The organism is Methylacidiphilum sp. Yel (assembly GCF_004421185.1).
Taxonomy (GTDB): domain Bacteria; phylum Verrucomicrobiota; class Verrucomicrobiia; order Methylacidiphilales; family Methylacidiphilaceae; genus Methylacidiphilum.
Map to the genome: position 1 here is coordinate 16,820 of NZ_LXQB01000050.1, position 20,151 is coordinate 36,970.

General features: G+C 40.4%; 17 protein-coding genes, 1 other RNA gene and 1 pseudogene. 8 read left to right on the forward strand and 11 right to left on the reverse strand.

Features of this window, described 5'->3' with window-relative positions; translation table 11 throughout:
- The first annotated feature begins 10 nt into the window (after positions 1-10).
- Complete coding sequence (modB, locus tag A7Q09_RS07425; RefSeq protein ID WP_134390774.1) at positions 11-688, forward strand: molybdate ABC transporter permease subunit; 678 nt, start codon at positions 11-13, stop codon at positions 686-688.
- A complete protein-coding gene (locus tag A7Q09_RS07430; protein ID WP_134390776.1) occupies positions 661-1,806 on the forward strand; it encodes an ABC transporter ATP-binding protein in 1,146 nt (381 codons plus the stop codon). The genes modB and A7Q09_RS07430 overlap by 28 nt, the downstream gene beginning before the upstream one ends.
- Before the next feature lie 458 nt (positions 1,807-2,264).
- On the opposite strand, the gene rnpB is transcribed toward A7Q09_RS07430, so the two are convergent.
- From rnpB to A7Q09_RS07445, 3 genes are all read right to left on the reverse strand, one after another.
- Positions 2,265-2,670: RNase P RNA component class A (gene rnpB / locus A7Q09_RS07435), an RNA gene on the reverse strand.
- A 117-nt stretch (positions 2,671-2,787) separates the two neighbouring features.
- The gene (locus A7Q09_RS07440; RefSeq protein WP_134390778.1) at positions 2,788-3,405 is read right to left on the reverse strand and encodes an HAD family hydrolase; all 618 of its coding nucleotides are present in this window, start codon (positions 3,403-3,405) and stop codon (positions 2,788-2,790) included.
- An 82-nt stretch (positions 3,406-3,487) separates the two neighbouring features.
- Positions 3,488-4,678, reverse strand: coding sequence for an MFS transporter (locus A7Q09_RS07445; RefSeq protein WP_134390780.1), 1,191 nt, complete (start codon positions 4,676-4,678; stop codon positions 3,488-3,490).
- Between the two features lie 180 nt (positions 4,679-4,858).
- On the opposite strand from A7Q09_RS07445, the gene A7Q09_RS07450 reads away from it, so the two are divergent.
- The 4 genes from A7Q09_RS07450 (at position 4,859) to A7Q09_RS07465 (ending at position 9,194) form a co-directional block, all read left to right on the forward strand.
- Positions 4,859-6,694, forward strand: coding sequence for a methanol/ethanol family PQQ-dependent dehydrogenase (locus tag A7Q09_RS07450; protein WP_134390782.1), 1,836 nt, complete (start codon positions 4,859-4,861; stop codon positions 6,692-6,694).
- Positions 6,695-6,947: 253 nt separating this feature from the next.
- Positions 6,948-7,820 (forward strand): substrate-binding domain-containing protein, encoded by an 873-nt coding sequence (locus A7Q09_RS07455; protein WP_134390784.1) that lies wholly within the window; start codon positions 6,948-6,950, stop codon positions 7,818-7,820.
- A 31-nt stretch (positions 7,821-7,851) separates the two neighbouring features.
- Positions 7,852-8,730 carry a c-type cytochrome gene (locus tag A7Q09_RS07460; protein ID WP_134390786.1) on the forward strand — a complete coding sequence of 293 codons (879 nt, stop codon included), beginning with the start codon at positions 7,852-7,854 and terminating at the stop codon, positions 8,728-8,730.
- A 95-nt stretch (positions 8,731-8,825) separates the two neighbouring features.
- Entirely contained in the window at positions 8,826-9,194 is a 369-nt protein-coding gene (locus A7Q09_RS07465; protein WP_134390788.1) for a 4a-hydroxytetrahydrobiopterin dehydratase, read from the forward strand.
- Positions 9,195-9,619: 425 nt separating this feature from the next.
- Here A7Q09_RS07465 and A7Q09_RS07470 read toward each other — a convergent pair whose 3' ends face one another.
- From A7Q09_RS07470 to A7Q09_RS07480, 3 genes are all read right to left on the reverse strand, one after another.
- Positions 9,620-10,516: an NAD(P)-dependent oxidoreductase gene (locus A7Q09_RS07470; RefSeq protein ID WP_134390790.1), complete on the reverse strand. Its 897-nt coding sequence runs from the start codon at positions 10,514-10,516 to the stop codon at positions 9,620-9,622.
- A gap of 137 nt (positions 10,517-10,653) precedes the next feature.
- The gene (lpdA, locus tag A7Q09_RS07475) at positions 10,654-12,039 is read right to left on the reverse strand and encodes a dihydrolipoyl dehydrogenase (RefSeq protein ID WP_134390792.1); all 1,386 of its coding nucleotides are present in this window, start codon (positions 12,037-12,039) and stop codon (positions 10,654-10,656) included.
- 12 nt (positions 12,040-12,051) lie between these two features.
- Positions 12,052-13,302: a pyruvate dehydrogenase complex dihydrolipoamide acetyltransferase gene (locus A7Q09_RS07480; RefSeq protein ID WP_134390794.1), complete on the reverse strand. Its 1,251-nt coding sequence runs from the start codon at positions 13,300-13,302 to the stop codon at positions 12,052-12,054.
- Between the two features lie 289 nt (positions 13,303-13,591).
- Here A7Q09_RS07480 and A7Q09_RS07485 point away from each other — a divergent pair, with 289 nt between their 5' ends.
- On the forward strand, positions 13,592-15,292 hold the full coding sequence (locus A7Q09_RS07485; protein WP_134390796.1) for a tetratricopeptide repeat protein: 1,701 nt from the start codon (positions 13,592-13,594) through the stop codon (positions 15,290-15,292).
- A gap of 12 nt (positions 15,293-15,304) precedes the next feature.
- Here the strand turns inward: A7Q09_RS07485 and A7Q09_RS07490 are convergent, their stop codons facing one another.
- Complete coding sequence (locus tag A7Q09_RS07490) at positions 15,305-16,282, reverse strand: alpha-ketoacid dehydrogenase subunit beta (RefSeq protein ID WP_134390798.1); 978 nt, start codon at positions 16,280-16,282, stop codon at positions 15,305-15,307.
- A gap of 47 nt (positions 16,283-16,329) precedes the next feature.
- A complete protein-coding gene (gene pdhA, locus A7Q09_RS07495) occupies positions 16,330-17,403 on the reverse strand; it encodes a pyruvate dehydrogenase (acetyl-transferring) E1 component subunit alpha (RefSeq protein ID WP_134390800.1) in 1,074 nt (357 codons plus the stop codon).
- 119 nt (positions 17,404-17,522) lie between these two features.
- On the opposite strand from pdhA, the gene A7Q09_RS07500 reads away from it, so the two are divergent.
- Complete coding sequence (locus tag A7Q09_RS07500) at positions 17,523-18,881, forward strand: aspartate aminotransferase family protein (protein ID WP_134390801.1); 1,359 nt, start codon at positions 17,523-17,525, stop codon at positions 18,879-18,881.
- A gap of 178 nt (positions 18,882-19,059) precedes the next feature.
- Here the strand turns inward: A7Q09_RS07500 and A7Q09_RS07505 are convergent, their stop codons facing one another.
- The 3 genes and pseudogenes from A7Q09_RS07505 to A7Q09_RS11505 form a co-directional block, all read right to left on the reverse strand.
- Complete coding sequence (locus tag A7Q09_RS07505; protein WP_134390803.1) at positions 19,060-19,284, reverse strand: hypothetical protein; 225 nt, start codon at positions 19,282-19,284, stop codon at positions 19,060-19,062.
- A gap of 113 nt (positions 19,285-19,397) precedes the next feature.
- Positions 19,398-19,571 carry a zinc ribbon domain-containing protein gene (locus A7Q09_RS11500; RefSeq protein WP_394346629.1) on the reverse strand — a complete coding sequence of 58 codons (174 nt, stop codon included), beginning with the start codon at positions 19,569-19,571 and terminating at the stop codon, positions 19,398-19,400.
- A gap of 277 nt (positions 19,572-19,848) precedes the next feature.
- Positions 19,849-20,151: pseudogene (locus tag A7Q09_RS11505) on the reverse strand (RNA-guided endonuclease TnpB family protein); the annotation flags it as partial.

Genomic DNA, 20,151 nt, shown 5'->3' on the forward strand with positions numbered 1-20,151 from the left:
GATTGGAAACGTGGATTGGATAGCACTTTGGTTAAGTTTAAAATTATCCTTTTGGACAACCATCTGCCTCTACCTCTTGGGTATACCTCTTGCCTATTGGTTGAGTTTTGGCAAAAAAAGAAAGTGGAAAATACTTGTGGATTCCATAGTTAGTTTGCCCTTAGTTTTACCTCCAACTGTTCTTGGTTTTTATCTACTTATTCTTTTTGGTAATTCAGGTATTGGCACTGTCTATTCCAAATTGTTTGGAAAATCTCTAGTGTTTTCTTTCGAAGGCTTACTCATTGCCTCTATAATTTATAGTTTGCCTTTTATGGTTCAGAATTTAGCAGGAGCTTTCAGTCTGGTTGATAGCAAGCTCATTGAAGCTTCTTTATGTTGTGGAGAAAGCCAGTGGAATACTTTTTTTAAGGTCATCTTTCCTCTTTCTTTACAAGGATTTCTGCGGGGGACAGTTTTAAGTTTTACTCATACCTTAGGAGAGTTTGGTATCGTGCTGATGGTGGGAGGGGATATACCAGGTAAAACTCGAACTATTTCTATAGCTTTATACGACCAAGTCGAAGGACTCAATTACCAAGGGGCAAATACGACGGCGCTCGTACTTCTCTTATTTTCATTCTTCGTCCTTTTTCTTGTATATTCCACTTCAAATAGCCAATGGAAAAGAAAAAATCTTTTTATTTAAAAATAGAAAAGGATCTTTCCCAAGATTTTCGAGTTGAAGTAGAATTAACTCTTCCTCTATTTCCATCTTCTTTAATAGCGATATTTGGTCCATCAGGGAGCGGAAAATCGACTCTTTTACGTTGTATCGCTGGACTAGATATTCCAGATCGCGGAATTATTAGAGTTGGCGAAGAACTCTGGCTGGATACAGAAAAAAAGATAAATGTTCCTCCCTATAAAAGAAGTATAGGCTATGTTGTTCAAGAAGAGGCTCTTTTCCCTCATTTAAAAGTTCAAGACAATGTGAGTTATGGACTTAAAAACCAACTTAAACTCACTCAAGCAGAAGCTAGGGATAAAGCAAGGCAAGCCTTGAGAAAAGTGGGGATTGAACATTTGGCCTCGCGGTGGCCGCAAACCCTTTCTGGCGGGGAAAGAAGAAGAGTGGCTTTGGCCAGGGCAATAGCCAGAGAGCCAAAGTTGCTTTTACTCGATGAACCTTTAAATGGGCTTGATTTTAAATCAAAAGAATATCTAAGACAGCTTATTGAAGAAATTGCCTCTGAAAACGGAAGGCTGACAGTATTGATTAGCCATGAAAAAACTGAAATTATCCAAATGGCTCGATTTGTCGGAATAATTGATCGTGGAAAACTCCTCCAACTTGGAGAGCTGCGGGAAGTGTTTCTGCAACCTGAAACGGTTGAGGTCGCTAAAATCATCGGTATAGAAAACATCATTCCAGGGGAAATTCTTGACATAATCAATGGGAATGTGAGGATGAAGACACCCATTGGGCTTGTGGAAGCTGTTTTAAAAGAAAATATGGGAAAAATTATCAGCGGGAAAAAAGTCTTTTGTGTTTTCCGTGCAGAAGATCTTTCTCTTTGTAAGCCAGACGGTGTATCAGCTCCAGCAGGTGGACTACAAGGGTTCAGCGTAAGAAATCGTTTTATTGGAATCATTAAAAAAATAAAAGTCAACGAAGGTTTTGCACAGGTTTTTATAGATTGTGGGATGGTCTTAACTGCACTTATAAGCCACAACGCTCTTTTTGAAATGAAAATAAAAGAAGGGGATAGCGTTTGTTCTTTACTTAAGGCGGGGGGAATACACCTGATAGAAAGAGATTTTTAAGTAGAAAGACTATAGATTGATTTTAATAAACGGCTCCAGCAAGCCTTTCCGATGGGAGAGCCGTATGGTGCATACAGTAGGAGCAATCGACTACTTGATTGGTAAACCGGTTTTTTTTTCTTGTATGCATTGGCTGGTCTCTGAAACCAAAGCTGTCTTTCTATTCCGTGAAGCCTAAGCCTTGGTCTCATTATAGCTAGGTAAAGAAGATGGGACACAAAAGAGCCAGCTGATTTATCCCCCCTCTGCTATGGTAGCTTCTTTGTGATGCTTAATCGATGGATCAATTGTTTTACCCTCTATAGCTTCTAGCCCTTCAAAACAGTGGAGGGGGGGGTGAACCGCAGCAAAGAACAAAGTGTTTAGCCCTTTTGACTTACCTACCCAAAGCAAGTTGCAATGCCGAATTGCAGAGAGGATTTTAGATAGAATACTTCTTTAAAGCAAAAATAAGAGAAAAGATACCGAGGGGAATAAGCCGGATTCTGTAATCCAGTCTCCTGGATTTGTCGCCATCTGTCTATCCCTGAGGGATCCGCTCAATCAAGGAGCGGTGCGGTCTACCTGGGACATCTCAAATCTAACTTTGAGATTTGAGAATGGCAAGGCTACCATTGTCCCTGCTTGACCTTGCTCCACAATGGGTTTGTCCTGCCATGGATGTTACCATCCATGCGGTGGGCTCTTACCCCGCCTTTTCACCCTTACCCAAAGTTCTCTTTGGGCGGTATTTTTTCTGTGACACTCTCCGTCTTGAATGGCTTTCGCCAATTCAAGCCCATTGTTTCCAATGGATTGTTGCCTTGAAGAGTCCGGACTTTCCTCTCGGTGCTTATAGCCCCGAGCGGCGACATCCCCTTGGTATCTGTTTAATAGAATAGCCAATCTTTTTGTTCCTTGCAAATAGAACAAGACCTTTATAGAGCTTAACCTTCATGAAAAGGCTTAATAGTCTCTAAAAAAATACCCATTGATAGCAACTCAAGAAACAAGCCCAAAAGAAGCTAATGCCGCTTTTGTTTTTTCAAAGCATTCATGTCTAATAGCCTCAATACCAAGGCTGCGGGCAATGTCGACGAACATTGGTCGATCTTCTATATAAAGCACAGATTGTGGAGGAGACTGAGATACATCAAGGGCCAATTGAAAAATATCCACGTCAGGTTTTCTAAGGTGCACAAAAGAAGAAACGATGAAATAATCGATAAGGTTATAAAGTCCAAATTTTTGAATCCTATAAATTTGCAGCTCTCTACCTTCATTGCTTAAAACCGCTAACCTTAAGTTATATTTATTTTTCAGATTCTTGATTAGTTCTATCATTTCTGGATAAGGACGGGAGAGGCTAAACATAAATTGCCTGAAATCCTCCATGCTAAACGGGCGATTTTGATAGAAAACCGTTCTTTTTAAATACTCATGCAAAGTTAGCTTTCCTTGTTCATACGTGTCGAAAGTTAAATGATGCCTTTCTTCAAATTCTACAGGATCTAGCCCAAAAACCTCAGCTGCCTTTTTTCTTCCAGTAGTATCCCATCCATTCGTTAAGAGTACCCCTCCGACATCCAAAAAAAGGGTGTTAATTGGAGAGAAAGGCATAAAAGGATTTTTTTTAGAAAAAAAATAGAAAGTAAAAAAAGTTGCTCTAAAAAATATAGGCTCAATGAGGAATACTTCCTCATTATTCAGAACGGATGCGCAGAGAAAAAAACGCCGTAAAACAAATGACTGACCCAATCATTAGACTCAATTTTGTACCAAGGAATTGAGCCAAAGACCCCATTAAGAGATTTCCGATGGCAAAGAAACCTTGGAAAAAAAAAGTAGTAAGTCCGAAAGTCATTCCCCGCATGGAATCGGAGATTCTTTCTTGAAGGAACATTGTGGTCGCTGAGACAAAAAGGGAAAGACTAAAACCCAGAAATGAAACAATTAGAATGGAAAAGAAAAATGGGGGAAAAAAGGAGAAAAGAAAAAGAGAAAAAGAAAATAGGATCATAGAGAGACTTTGCAAGGTTGATGAACTGAAGCGGTTAGGGAAAAAAGATATCAAGAGAGCTGCGCTAATAGCTCCAAAGCCATTAGAACTGTAGAAGAGAGCCAATCCTTTAGATCCCTGATGATATATCTGCGAAGAGATATAAGGGAGAAGCACTGAATAGGACCAACCAAAAAGAGTAACAATGCCTAGGAGGATAGAGGGATAAAAAACTGCAGGGTTAGAAATAAGGACAAAAAAGTTCTTCTTTGTTGAATGACCGGAAGGCTGGTCTTTGCTCCGTTCATTTTTTGCTGAAGCCCAAATAAAAGAACCAATAGAAAGGATATAGGAAATTCCATTTATAAAAAAGCAAATAGAAGGTCCATACAGTGGGAGGATAATGCCAGCTACCGCTGGCCCTATAAGCCGTGCTGAATTGAAAAGAAAAGCGTTCATGGCAATGGCTCTTTTAATCTCATTATTTGGAAGATAAGAAAGGAGGAGGGTTTGCCTGGAGGGAAGCTCTAGATTATTGAAAACACCCATTGCAAAGGAAAGCAGAAGGAGTTCGTAGAAGTTTATCATTTTTAGATAACTTAATAGCCCTAGAAGGAAAGACAGACAGCAGTTGGAAAATTGACTCAATATAAGAATTTTTAATTTTGAAAACCTATCGGCGGTCATTCCAGATAAAATGGAAAAAAGAAGAGATGGGATGGTCGATCCAAAACCAATCATTCCAAGCCCTATTGGCGAATGAGTCAACTGGTAGGCAAGCCAACTCTGGCCGATAAAATGGATCCAGCTGCCGATAAAAGAGACCGACTGACCGATAAAGGCAATTCTATAGGATTTATAACTAAATAAACCTTCTCGAAAAAAAAGCTTCATTTTGTGAAAAAAATTATATAAGTGATAATGCTAGCAAAAACACTCAAGTGAATAAGATCTGATGAAACCGAAAGACAGCTTTTTTTGTTGTCTGTCAATGAAAACATTACATTTGTTATTGACTTAACTCACTAGAGTGGTAAATGGAAGGCACCATAGAATTAATAATAGGAGGAAGCGATGACAGTGAAAATAAAAAAGCCTAAAAAGTATGCTGTGGCTAAGAATGCGGCATTGTTGGCAGCTTTTGGCTTGATTGGTTCTTTATCGCTTGCAAAAGCGAATGACGAGTTGATTAAACTTGAAAAAGAACCCGGCCAATGGGTCATGCAAAACAAAAATTACGCAAATACGCGGTATAGTGAACTGAATCAAATCAATACCAAAAATGTGTCCCGTCTCCGACTTGCCTGGAGTTTTTCAACCGGGGCTTTGCGTGGACACGAAGGTGGACCATTGGTAGTAGGCACGACAATGTATGTCCATTCGGCCTATCCTAACCATGTCTACGCCCTTGATTTGACTCAAAAACCCTACGCGATCAAATGGCAATATACCCCTGTACAGAATAGTCAAGCGGTGGCAGTTGCTTGCTGTGACGTGGTGAACAGAGGTCTTGCCTATGCGAATGGAAAAATATTCATGGTAACTTTGGACGGTCAAATTATTGCCCTTGATGCGAATACCGGAAAAGAACTCTGGAAAACGAAGCATGCAGATGTGACTAAGGGAGAGACCCTTACAGGAGCACCCTTGGTCGTTAAAGATAAGATTCTGGTTGGGGTATCTGGAGGAGAATTCGGGGTCAGAGGCAGGGTAGGAGCCTATGATATCAATACAGGCAATAGGGTATGGTTAGCTTACAGCCAAGGCCCGGATGAAGAGGTTCTGTTAGATTCTGACTTCAATAAAGAGTTTCCAAAGCATGGTGGTCCAGGGGATGGAACTAAAACCTGGCCAGGGGAACAATGGAAACTGGGTGGAGGGACTACATGGGGATGGTACAGTTATGATCCTGCCCTTGATTTATTTTACTATGGGACAGGCAATCCTGGTACCTGGAATGCGGAACAAAGAAAAGGAGGAGACAACAAGTGGTCCTGCACTATTTTTGCTAGAAGGCCTGATACTGGAAAAGCTAGGTGGGCTTATCAGATGACTCCTTGGGATGCTTGGGATTATGACGGGATCAACGAAATGATTCTTCCTGATTTAACTGTAAAAGGGAAGAAAACACCCTGTCTTGTTCATTTCGATAGAAATGGGTTTGGGTATGTCTTGGATAGAAGGACAGGTCAGTTAATAGAAGCACAACCCTTTGTTTATGTTAATTGGGCTAAAGAAATAAGCAAAGAAAACGATAGACCTGTTGAAATCCCAGAAAAAAGGACGAAACAGGGAGTTGATACCAAAGGGATTTGTCCAAATTCTATGGGAGGCAAGGATCAACAGCCTGCGGCCTTTTCTCCTCAAACAGGGTTATTTTATGTGCCAACCAACAATATGTGTATGAATTATGAAGGGGTTGAGGCGACCTATACGGCTGGGGCTCCTTATGTGGGTGCGAATGTGCTCATGTATTCTGGGCATGAAGGTAAGGATGATTATTATGGAGCTTTTATCTGCTATGATGCTCTTAAAGGGAAGAGAGTTTGGGAGATTCATGAGCATTTCCCTGTATGGAGTGGGCCGGTGGTTACAGCCGGTGGGCTTGCGTTCTATGGAACGATGGATGGATGGTTTAAGGCGGTAGATATCAAGACTGGTAAGGTTCTTTGGCAACAGAAATTGGGCTCTGGAATTATCGGGAATCCAATTACCTATTTGGGTCCTGATAAAAAGCAATACGTCGCTGTCTATTCTGGAGTTGGAGGATGGTTTGGGATTGCAGTGGCTCAAAATCTTCCTCCCGATGATCCTTATGCGGGTCTTGGGGCTGTTGGAGTTGCTTATCAAGCCGGCCTTCCGAAAGCTACTACGATTGGTGGAGAGCTCTACGTGTTTTCGTTAGAATAATCTTCCATTGAAAATTGACTTTATCTAGCCGCTGCCTAGAAACTCGTTTGTTTGTAAGGCAGCGGCTGGATAGCCTTGAACAAAGCGATTTGTTGCTTTGCGAAAAAGGCAGAAGCACGTTACAAATCAAAACTTTTTTAGAAGAATCGGATTGGCTTTTTTTAATCAGTCTAAGCCTCTAGGGAAAAGCGGATATAATCCTTGAAGAGATAGAGGATAGGGGATAGGTTCTAGAAAAGGAAAAGGAGCAAAAATGGGTGGGTTAAGGTTTCATTTTTTACATAGGCTAAAGATATTATCATTTAGCCTGCTCTTTGTGTTTTTTATAGGGTTCGTATGCAAGGCAGAGGAAATCTGTTCCTGTGCTGATCCAGGAAATCTTCCTTTTTCGAATCAAAAATTGGAAGGATTTGAGAATAAAATCGCTCAGATCGTAGCCGATTCACTGCATGTTCCTCTATCTTATTATTGGTTTGCTCATCAACGTGGTCTTGTTCGAAATACGTTGAAAATAGGAAAATGCAATGTGATTATTGGAGTGCCGTCAACTTGGGGGCAAGTGCTAACTACAAAACCTTATTATAGGACTTCCTATGTAATGGTTTATAAGAAAGATAAGGGCTTAAATATTCAATCCTTGGATGATCCCGCTTTGAAGCATTTAAAAATAGGAGTGTTGATAAACAGTCCGCCCCATCAACTTCTTGCTGAAAAAGGGATTATAGAAAATGTTGTTGGATATTCTCCATTCTTTGATCCTGTGTTCCATCCTGAAGATTCCCCTGGGAAAATCGTTGAAGAGGTTTTAAGTGATAAAATTGATATTGGTCTTGTCTGGGGACCAGTGGCAGGTTTTTACATCAAAAAGAAGGGTTCTGCCTTAATCATGGTTCCTTTGACAAGTAATAATCCGAGAATTCCAATGGCCTTTGACATTTCCATGGGGGTCAAAAAGGGGGATCAAGAGCTTAAAAACAAACTTGATCAGGTTATCGATTCGAAACATGGAGAAATTTTACAGGTTCTTGAAGAATATGGTGTTCCATTGCTAAAAACTACAGCTGATATCGAACAAAACACGAATATCGGAAAAGGCCACGAAGTTTCAGCAAAAAACATCAACTAACAATATTAACTTTTATTTATCAGAGCTAAGAATGAAAAAAATTAGCATTGTTTATTTAATGTTGTCTTTGTTGCCATTGAGTAGTCTTTTTGCCCAAGCAAAAAATCCTTATACTCCATCAGATAAAACGGTCGTTTCTCAGGGTAAAGAATTATACTTTAAGATGGGATGTAACGGTTGTCATGGAGCAGGGGGTGGCGGTGGGATGTGCCCTTCTTTTATAGATGATACGTGGGTTTTTGGTAGCGACGATCAGACCCTATTTAAACTCATTAAAGGACAGATTCCTCAACAAACGATGCCAAGAATGTTTGGTGGAGTGCTGACCGATGACGAAATATGGAAGATTATTACCTTTGTAAGGTATTGTAAAGTTGCTGCTTCCGAACAGGCCGGAGGCACCTCTGGTCAGATAAATATAGATAAGAAATCATGTGCTATAGTGGAAGCTGACCCTCATTGGCTCAGAGCCGTTCTTCCTAAATTGACGGGATATCAAAGCCAATATGTTTTAGTTTTTGATGGTACTTCAAAGAATTACTCATCTGCAGAAGACAGTAAACTTGCTGGCTCTACACTTGCTGTTCTCGATAATAGTTCTGGAAAAGAAATAGCTAGCTTGCTTCATGCCAAACCTAAAGTATATCCTGACAAAGAAAGAGAACTAGGAAAACCAGTGGAAGATCTTTTAGCAGGAAAAGTAGATGGGGCTATATTATGGGCTCCTCTGGCCGCTTTTTATACGATGGAATTGGATTCATCGAGGAAACTTAAAATGATAGCATTTTCCAAAGCATATCCCGCCCCTAAAGGATTTGAAGGTCAAGAACAAAGCTCTATGGTATATGTAACAAAATGCGCTGACGCCTTGCTCAATGTACTAAAAGTATATAATGTAGCTCCAAAATAACCGAAAGAGAGGTTCTTAAGGTTTTCAAACTTAGTTGAGTTTGTATTGTTCAAGGCTATTGCTTAGTTTTAGACATTGGATACAATGTAAGTATTATGGGAGAGAATCTTTCTGAAGAAAAATGTGTTGCGTGCCGTGGAGATGCCCCCAAAGTGACACCAGAAGAGAAGGAAATACTAAGTAGGCAAATTCCAGAATGGAAAATTGTCGAAAAAAATGGGGTAGAAATGTTGGAAAGAAAATATGAGTTCCCTGATTTTGCATCGGCTTTGATCTTTACCGAAAGAGTTGGAAAACTTGCTGAGAATGAAAAGCATCATCCTTCTATTTTGACGGAATGGGGAAAAGTTACAGTGTGGTGGTGGACCCACAAGATCAACGGATTACATCGCAACGATTTTATTATGGCAGCAAAAACAGATAGCCTCTACCAACCACTTTTAAAAGATTATATTGAATCGTGACATTTTTCCTATCTTTTGAAGAAAAAAAGCTTTTAATTATAACTTAGAGGCTGCTGGTCGTTTCTATGTGGAGAATCCAAGTTGGTTCTCTACTTGAGGGGGAGTGATGATTCCTTCTTTCTTATTTTAGCTGCCAAAGCAAGCAATAGATAGGGGAGGCTTTTACCTCCCCTATGAGTTTGTAAGGCATCTTTTATGGGCTTCTGTTTGAGCTACTCCATCAATCCCATTTCCTCTGCAATGGATATTTCCCCTCAAAGGCGTTGGGTTCTAGTACCGTTTCACAAGCTGTGAACTTTTCTAGGTGGAAACCAAGCCCTTTCCAAGTGGTGGTTGAAGCCAGAAAATGAATTAATGGTTCTAATCCCTCTTTTTCGTTTACTCCTTGTCTAGAATGAAGGTTTTAGACAAAGAGTAATTTAGATTTAGTCTTTATCTAATCCGTGACGGTCTGGAAATGTCAACTCGGATATGGCGGATTTATCGTATTGACCAAATCCTTTTTTAACCAGTCTTTGATATTGGTTATAAGTGGCTTGGGCAAGTGGTAGGTTCAATCCAGCTTCTTTGGCTAAATTAAGAGCAATGCCGCTGTCTTTCAAGGCATGTTCAGCAGAGAAGAAACAAGCATGTTCTCTATTTTGCATATCTTCTCCATCTGTCTCCAACACTCTGGAGTTGGCTCCTGTTTGCGAAAAGACTTCTCTAATCATATTTAAATCGAGGTTGAGAGCTTTTGCTAGTCCTAGGCCTTCAGCTAGAGCGGCAGTATTGATGTTCATCACCATGTTCACAAGGGCTTTGACTTTTGCTGCTGAACCTAATTCACCACAATAACGCCTCGAGGACGACATGTCTTTGAGTATAGGTTCGACTTCATCAACAACCTGTTTTTTGCCACCAAGCATAAAATATAACGTACCACTTCTTGCTTGAGGGATACTTGAAGCCATGCATGCTTCTATAGCTTCGGCTCCTACTTCTTCACAAAGTTTGCCAATTTCTATATGAGTTTTTGGGGAAATAGTGGCGGTATTGATAAATATTTTTCCTTTGGCTCCAATCAAAAGACTGTCCCCATTTTTAGCAAAAATTTTATACATCGCAGCGTCATCGGAAACCACTGTGAAAATCACATCAGCCAGCTCTGTAACTCTAGCAAGTTTGTTTGTTGCTTCTGCTCCTATTTCTTTTGCTAGTTCTTCTGCGGCTTTTTGATTAATGTCGTAGACAACAGTAACAGGATATTTTAAATCATGAAGGCGTCTGGCCATATTGGCTCCCATTCTTCCTACGCCTACAAAACCAATTCTTTTACTCATACTTCTCTCCTTTTTTAATCCTATTCGATTAATTATTATACTAATTTTCTTTCACCAAGAATAGTCTTCTATCCAGTTAAAAATTTTTTCTGTTTTAAGTCAAGTGCAATTAGCTGGCATTTCTAGTAACATCCAAACTAAAGATGGAGTCCCTTACCTTCTGCAAGAAGTGCAACTTCTCCAATCATTTCTGATAAAGTTGGATGTGGATGAATGGCTAGGAATAGCTCTTCGGCTGTGCTCTCTAAGGTTTTTGCTAGAGAAAATTCACCAATCAGTTCGCTTGCATCCTCCCCTATAATGTGTGCTCCTAGAATTTCTCTTTCAGGGTCGCTAATGAGCAATTTGACAAATCCTTCTATTTCACCAGAGGCAACAGCCTTTCCATTAGCACTGTATGGGTATTTAGCAACCTTATATGGAATGTTTGCTTTTTTGACTTCCTCTTCAGTCATCCCAACAGTAGCAACTTGAGGTTGGCAATAAACGCAGGAAGGAACAAAGTGAGGTCTTGTGGAGGTTTTTCCAAGAAAGATGCACTCAATTGCTTCCCATCCTTCTCTAAAGGCAGCATGAGCCAGTAACGGTGGGCCAATAATATCTCCAGCTGCGAAGATGCCATCTACTGAGGTTTGATATTTTTCGTCAACAGCAATAAATCCATTTTGGGTTTGAAGTTCAAAATCGGGTTCCAAAATATCTTCTAGATGAGCTGAAACTCCAATAGCAAGAAGCATAGCTTCAGACTCGATTGTTTCGTTAACCGCCCCTTTCAATCTTACATGAATTTTCTCTTTAATATTCCAACATTTTTCTACAACCGTTGAACAATAGATGGTGATGCCCTTTTTTGAGAAACTTTTTTGCAAGGCTTTAGAAATTTCACTGTCTGTTCCAGGGAGTATGTCCGAAGCCATTTCAACAATAATGACTTCAGATCCCATACACTTATAAAAATAGGCAAATTCTACCCCTATGGCGCCTCCTCCAACAATGATAATTTTTTTGGGAAGTCTGGTAGTTTCTAAAGCCTCTCGGCTTGTAAGGATCATTTTGCCATCGACTTTGATAAAAGGTAAAGTTTTTGCTTTACATCCTGTGGAAAGAAGAATATAAGGGGCAGAAAGTTCTTCAGTTTTCCCATCAGCAAAAGTCATTCTTATTTTTTTATCTTTGTTAATTTTGCCTTTGGCTTTAATCCATTGAATTCCTCTTGATTTAAACAAATATTCTACACCAGAAGACATGCGATTTGCAGATTGCCTGCTTCGGGCAATCACTTTACTATAATCGAATTTTAGTCCTGAAATTTCCAGTCCAAAGGCATCAGCTTTTCGGCATCTTTCCATAAACTCAGCTGTTTTAAGTAAGGTTTTTGAAGGGATGCATCCCCAATTGGAACACACGCCTCCTAATTTATCTGCTTCGACAACAGCCACTTTTTTACCTAACTGAGAGGCTCTTAAGGCAGCGACATAGCCAGCAGGACCTCCACCAAGAATAATCAAATCCAGTGTATTCATAGATGGGTTTTTTTAGACTAGCATGGAGAGCGGATTTTCCAATAATGACTTAAATTCCTTTAAAAATTTTGCTCCTGTTGCTCCATCAATTACCCTGTGGTCACATGAGGCAGTGACTCTTACAACTTCCCCTACAATAATATTGTTCTGAGAATCGATTAGGGGCTTTTTTACAACTGCACCTATTGCCAGTATCATTGCTTGAGGAGGGTCAATAATGGCAAAAAAGTTATCAATGCCATACATTCCTAAATTCGATACGGTAATGGTCCCCCCCATGTACTCTTCTGGGGAGAGTTTTCTTTCTTGGGCTTTTTGTATAAGCTCCTTTGCTTCTTTCGATAGGGTCATGAGAGACTTATCTTGGGCATTTTTGATGACAGGGGTGATAAGTCCATCCTCTAATGCAACGGCCAGAGCAATATTGATAATGTTATGTTTTAAAATAGAATCAATGTTCCAGGAAGCATTGACGGACGGTACTTTTTTTACAGCTTCAACGGTAGCCTTTAAGAAGAAGTCGTTGTAAGTAAATTTCCATGGTTGCTCATGTTGAGAATAATAAAGATTAAGCTCATTTCTCAATCGCGAAAGAGAGCTAACGAAGATTTCTGTTTCTAGATAAAAATGGGGAATGGTAGTCTTGCTCTCTAAAAGACGTTTTGCGATTTTTTCCCTCATCATTGAAAGAGGAATTTTGGTCTCGGACAAACCAGGTTGTGGAGCAGCAGAAATACCAGGAGGCTTTTGAATAGGGAGCTTTTCTTTCTGTTCTAGAGCTTTTTGTTCTAAAGAACTCAAAACATCCCTTTTTAGAATTCTGCCACCAGGACCCGTTCCTTGAATTGAGGAAAGTTCAACACCTTCCTCTTGGGCAATTTTCCTAGCTAAAGGAGAAGATTTTATTCTTTGGGAAGGCTCTTTTTTGGTAACTTCTCTGAGTTGGCCCACTGGTTTTGTCAAAGAACTAGTTTCTCTCCCCTCCATTGCTTCTTTTTGAACTTGCGGAGCCGAAATGGCTTCTTCCGCTTCCGGTTCTATTAAGGCAATAGGAGCGTTGACTGGAGCTCTTCCCCCCTCTGGAAGAAGAATTTTTTTAAGGACACCAGATTCGAAAGCTTCTAAATCCATGATTGCTTTATCAGTTTCAATTTCCGCAATCACTTCTCCTTCTTGGATAGGGTCTCCTTCTTTTTTTAACCATCTAACAATCTGCCCTTCGGACATCGAAGGGCTCAACAAAGGCATGGTGATTTCTTTCATTGAGGATTAGTTACTGTTTTTAAATGATCTTATATTTTCTGTAAAGAATGCTTTTTTTTTATTAACCCATTAAAAATCATAATGTAGTTCTCTCTCTATTATCAATGTGAAATTATTGAATATTGTTTACTTAAAAGAAACAAAATTAACTCAAAGTTGTTTTTTATCACAACCAAAAAACAACCAATGGAAAAAAGAGGCTACTCTCTCTGACTCTTGGAGAAAGAGCTTGAAGCTTCTTTTTTTCCAAAGATATTGTATTGCTTAGACAATTTTCAATAAGCAAAAAATGCCAGACATTAAAAATAAAGAAAAAATAGGGCTTATTCTGAATAAGATTCTTAAAAAGACTGTTTTTTTGATTGTTTTTTCTTTCTTTCTTTTTTTCTTTCAACCTCTAGAAAGTCATGGCAGAATACAAAAGTCAGCTCCTACTCCAAAAACAGATGGGGTGTCAACACCTCAGGATTGGTTTCTGGAAGCTTATTTTATCACAAGAGAAGCTGATGGTCTTCTTTCTTCAAAAAATTACATAGAAGCTGAAAAAAAATATCGAATCGCCTACAGTTTACTTGGTTCATTAAGAGCTACTTATCCAGAATGGGAAACGGCTATTGTCCGCTATCGAACCAAATACGTCAAGGAAAAGCTCGAGCATCTCTCTCGTTTAAATGCTCAGAATACTACTGAAAAAAAAAAGTTTCTGGAAGACTTCGAACAAAACAACAACCTAAGTCTGTTGGTCAATCCACAACCATCCGTAAGCCTGGAAGAACTGCAAGCTCTCAAAAACAAGATAGCCAACCTCTCCAAGCAACTAGAATTATTGAGAAAAGAAAAGGAAGCTCTTCTGGAGAATCTCCCTTACAATCAGCCAAAGTCAAGAACGGAAACGTTCAAAACGGAATCGACAACAAACCAAGCCTTTCAAGGAATGACATTACAAGAACTCTCCCATCTTCCTCAAATAAAAGATCAACAAAGGAATCGAAAAAGTCTTACCTACCAATTGGAAAAAGCTCTGGAGGAGGCAAAAAAAACCGCTCAACAGCTAAAGGAAGAAAATAGCCTATTGAAAAAGGAGCTTCAGGATGTCCAATCTAGTTTACATAATCAAAAAGAAATATCTCAAAAGCCTAACGAAACCGGTCAGCTAGCTATTCTTCAGAGGGAAAATATGGTTCTTAAAAAAACCCTTGGCCAACTTTTGGACAAACAAAAGCGGATTGAGGAGGAAAAAGAAGCCTTGGCTTTGGAATTAGAAAAAGCAAATAAATTATTGGCTTTTATAGGAGAAAAAGAAGAGGTTTTGGCAGAGAGATTGCCTCCTAGAGTTACTAAAGAATCCATGACTGCCTTGAAACAAAAGAGACAATTGGAGCCAGCTGCGCAAAGCTTGGCTTTCAGAAAGGAATCGGTTGTGGAAGAGATGCGAAATCTTTTTGATCAAGGAGCAAGGCTTTACAGTGAGAAAAGATATAAGGAAGCCTATGAGCTATATCATAAAGTTCTTAGTCTTGATCCATCCAACGGCATTGGATGGTTGAATTTAGGCCTTGTAGCTCTAGCAATGGAAAAAAATTCTGAGGCCTCTCTGTTTTTGAAAAAAGCAGTTGAATTCCTTCCTAGAGATCCTATGCCATATGCTTTGTTGGGACAGCTTTATTTTCAGAATGGTTCTTTAGCAGCTGCGACTGAAACGGTCGAAAAAGCCGTAAAATTGGATCCTCAAAATGCTAAACTTAGAAGGGAGCTTGGAGAAATTTACAAAGCAAGGGGATTAGAATTATTGGCTGCCAAAGAGCTGAATAAAGCTATTGAATTGAACCCATATGATGGAATGGCTCATTTCGATTTAGCTTTAGTCTATATCTCTTATAATCCTCCGTTGATAGCTCAAGCTAAACGGCACTATAGAGACGCACTTTTATTGGGAGTTCCTAAAGATGAACGTCTAGAACAAAAAATTGGATACTCAACCCAACGATAATTATTTGTTTTTCTATCTTAAAACATTGTGCACGGCCTGTATAACTCTTAAGGGATTGGGTAGGATCTCTTGTTCTAGTTTTCCATTGTATGGATTGGGAATGTCTAAATTTGAAACTCGATAAATGGGAGCATCGAGTTCATCAAACAAAAGGTGTTGAACATCATAAGCAATTTGAGCTCCCCAGCCAGCGAAAGGTTTCCCTTCCTCGACAATGACAAGTCTGTTGGTTTTTTGTAGGGAAGAAGCAACTAGATCGAAATCGTAAGGTTTGATGGTTCTTAGATCGATCATTTCAACGGAAATATTCTCCTTGGATAGTGTTTCTAAGGCTTGAAGCACGACGTGTGTTGAAAAACCGCTAGACAGTACCGTTACATCTTTCCCTTCGGTAACAATCTGTGCCTTTCCAATTGGTACAAGAAAATCTTTTTCTTCGGGTACATCGCCTTGAATTCCATAAAGTCTTTCTCCTTCGAAAAAACAAACAGGGTTGTTTGACCGAATGGCACTTTTCAATAGTCCTTTGGCGTCAGCAGGAAAAGCTGGATTGATGACAGTAAAGGTTGGAACATTAGCAAGCCAATTTTCCAGGGCATGAGAATGGGTGGCTCCTATTTGAGTTCCACCACCGGAAGGACCGCGAAAGACTATAGGAAAATTAAATTGACCTCCAGACATAAATCTGATGGAACCAGCATTGTTTATAATTTGATCAAAAGCAACCAATGCAAAGCTCCAGTTCATGAACTCAACGATTGGCCTTAAACCATACATTGCCGCGCCAACGGCTAAGCCTGTGAAAGCTGCTTCTGAAATTGGCGTATCAATGATCCGTTCAGGTCCAAACTTCTTTAAGAGTCCTTGAGAAACTTTAAAAGCTCCTCCGTATTCTCCAACCTCTTCGCCAATAAGAAATACAGTGTTATCTCTTTCAAGTTCTTCGCTCAATGCTTCATTGAGCGCCTGTCGATAAGTAAGAGTAGCCATGATTCTTCCTTCTTATTAAATAGTTTAAGCTGTTTGTGCTTAAAATCCTAGTCGACGATAAGTCCATACAAGGGCCTTTGAGGCGGCTCGATCGAATCTTCTTCCGCAAAACAAATTTTCCTTGCCAATTCGAGATCAGGTTCAGGACTTGATTCAGCATATTGCACAGCTTCTTGAATCACTTTTTTGATTTCTTTATCAATCTGAGCAATAAGATCTCTTGTCAAAACTCCCTGATCTAAGAGTAGTTGGCTATAAAGGGCTATTGGATCTCTTTTCTTAGCTTCAGCAATTTCTTCTTTTGTTCGATACGTATCAGGATCCGACATCGAATGACCCCTAAATCTATAAGTCCTTGCTTCAATTAAAACAGGGCAGTTTTCGTTTCTAGCAAGATTGGCTGCTTCTAATACTTTTTTCCTTACTTCTTCCACATTCATCCCATCAATAACCATGCCCGCCATGTCATAGGCAACAGATTTTTTTACAAGAGGTAAACCAGCAGTCGATCTGTGAATTTCGGTACCCATTGCATATTGATTATTCTCGATAATATACACGACAGGGAGTTTCCATAAGGAAACAAGATTGAGAGTTTCATGAAATACCCCTTGATTAACGGCTCCATCACCCAAAAGACACACCGTAACAGTGTTCTCTTTAAGATATCTTTGAGCAAAGGCAACACCTGCAGCTATGGGACATTGGGCAGCTACAATAGCATGACCACCGAAGAATTTCTTGTTCTTATCAAAAAAATGCATCGAACCACCCATCCCTTTGGATGTGCCTGTTGATTTTCCATAAAGTTCAGCCATGCAGGCTTTAGGGGAGATCCCTCGAGCTAGGGCTATGCCATGATCTCTATAGGCAGTGATAACAACATCTTCAGGCCCTATGGCTGCACAAACGCCTACCGCTATGGCTTCTTGTCCAATGGAAAGATGACAAAAGCCTTTAATTTTTGCCTGCATAAAAGATTGAGAAGATTTTTCTTCAAATCTTCGTATCAAAACCATCGTCTTGTACAGCTCAAGTCTCATTTCCTTTGGCAATTCTGCTAGAGCACTACTTTTAAAGTCTTCATGTACCTGTTCAGAGAAGGATATATTGTCAACCATAATGTTTCCTTTTTTATGGATTCACTCTATATTTTACTTCAACTACAAAAAGAAGATAGTTCAATATGCATCTCTAATAAGCAGCAAATATACCACTGAGTTTTGAAAAATTAAATCTGATGGGAAAAGAAAAAAATATTCCTGGAAAAAAATCAAGGATATTATCTGAAGAGCTTTCTAGTTATGAGTGCCATAACATCACTGCTATTTCCTCTAATGGTCCTATTTTCTGGCAGCAAGCAAAAGGGGTTCACGTATGGGATGTCGACGGGAATAAATATTTAGACCTCAGTGGAGGATTTGGTGTTGCCGCTTTAGGCTATCGCCACCCAAAAATCTATCGTTCTGTTATAAAGCAATTAGACACACTTTGGCATGTGATGGGTGATGTCTATCCTTCAAAAGAAAAAGTGGAGCTCTGTCGATTGCTCTCTCAAATAACTTTTGAAAAGTGGGAAAATCAAAGAGGGAAAGTCATCTTAGGCTGTACTGGGAGCGATGCTATAGAAGCTGCATTAAAAACAGCATTTTTCCATACAAAAAAAAACAAATTTATTACTTTTTACGGTGGATATCATGGTCTTTCTTTAGGGGCGTTAGCAGTCAATGGACTAGAGGATTTTCGAAAACCTTTGGAAGGATTATATGCTCCAATTGCTTCTTTTCTTCCCTATCCAAGTTGTTTTTATTGTATTGATAAATCTCAAAGTTTGACTCAAAAGGATTGTCTTTGTGAGCCACTTTTCGAAGAAAAATTGGAAAAAATGATTCACGAGGGTTATGGAGCTATTCTTTTCGAACCGCTTCAAGGAAGGGGAGGTGTTGTTGAGCCACCGGATTGGTTTCTCCCTCTTTTGCGTAGGGTGAGCACCAAACACAATATTTTGCTCATAGCCGATGAGATTTTTACTGGCCTTTATCGGACAGGAAAAAGATTTGGTTGTGATGTAGCTGGGATTATACCAGATATCATATGTCTTGGGAAATCCATGGCTGGTGCCTTTCCTATTTCAGCGTGTATTGGAAGAGGAAATGTGATGGATAGCTGGCCTAAAAATGACGGAGAAGCGATCCATACTTCCACATTTCTTGGCAATCCAATTGGTTGTCGTATGGCTATCGAACAGATCAAGGAATTAGAAAAAAAACATGAACAACTTTCCATCGAAGAAAAAGGGGAATATTTCTTATCGCTGCTTAACAACTTATCGAAACGTTATAGCTGTTTAAAAAATCCTCGAGGCAGAGGTTTGTTTTTAGGGGTCGATATCGTTGATGAAAAAGGATGTCCTGCCCCAGAGATTGCCGCAAAAATTGTTATAAAGATGCTTCAAAAAGGAATTATTGTTCTCACGGAAGGACCTTGTAGGAATGTTCTCAGTTTTACCCCTCCATTGATTATCAGCTTTAAACAAATAGCCTCTGTGGTACGAATTTTGGAACAAATCATTAAAATAGTTCTCAAAGAAACCAAATGAAGCTAAGTTGCAAGTGGTCCTAGCAATAGAATTATTAGAGCTTGCACCCAATTGGAAAAGCAGTTCAGACTGCTCAGATTCTCAATTCTTTCAATATATTTTGGATTTCGCTCTATTTTTTCTATAGAACGATCCTTTTGTGGATATAGGTCGAAAGCGCCTATTTACCTTGGCGCTTTTATAGGTATCGTTGGTCGGATAACCTCTTTTGGCATTTTTTCTGCCGTTTTCTCATGGTATGCCTGTATTCAAAGCTGCTTTCCTTCTGCCTATCTTTTTGAGCCAGGGAAACTGCCCAGGCAACTTCCTCGACGTATCTCCTTTCAACAGGCACACGTGGTGTGTAGGCACCCATCGAGGCAGTGCGGATACAAAACAATGTGCGGTCGATGTCCCTTTCCATGCCAGAAGAGTTAATCCTTCTTGAGCCTAACACCGTTCCGTCAGACTTACTCGTTCCTGCTCACAGAGGAACAAAGCTAACTTCCTGCTTCACAGAGGACAGTTTTACCATCGTCATGCGACAGCGGCCAGAGCTTTTTCTCCACCGGCTTCACATTTGGCGCAACTCGCCATAGGGCCGTTTAGGACGGCCAAACCATGCGTCAGGATATTCTTGGCCCCATTCACCTCCCGGTCGTGGATGCTTCCACACTCCGGGCACACCCACTGGCGAATGGCCAGCGGCAGTGTTTCCTGGACCCTCCCCCATGCCGAACAGCTCCAGTTGTCGCCGAAACTTTAAGAAAACCATGTCGGATAGGGAGCAGGCAAGATTACCGGTTCTTCTCCATGCCGCCCACTTTCAGCTCTTTGACAAGCACGCGGTGAAATCGTCGCCTGAGCCGTGAGATGAGCTTGTGTAAGCCCTCCTGCCGGATATTGGCAATCCTGGCATGCAGCCTTGCAAATCCAAGCCTTGGCTTTGGTCCGATTGGCCGACCCCTTTTTCTTGCGCAAGAGATTTCTAGAGAGTCTCCGCAATCGCTTGAGCAAGGCCCTGTGCGGCTTGGGACCGATTACCTTTTCTCCTTGTGGAGAGTGTTGCCATGGCCGATACCCCCAAATCCACCCCGGTCGCGCCTTGGTTTTCAGCGGGACGCAGGGGGATAGCGTCGGCAGCGACGGTGATGCTGATAAACCACCGGTCCGCCACCCGGGAGACGGTAGCGGAGATGAGCTTGCCCCTAAAACACAACGCTTCCCGCATCCGTACCCACCCCAGATGGGGGATGCGGATGCGGCGGCCGTCGAGGGAAAACTGGTCATT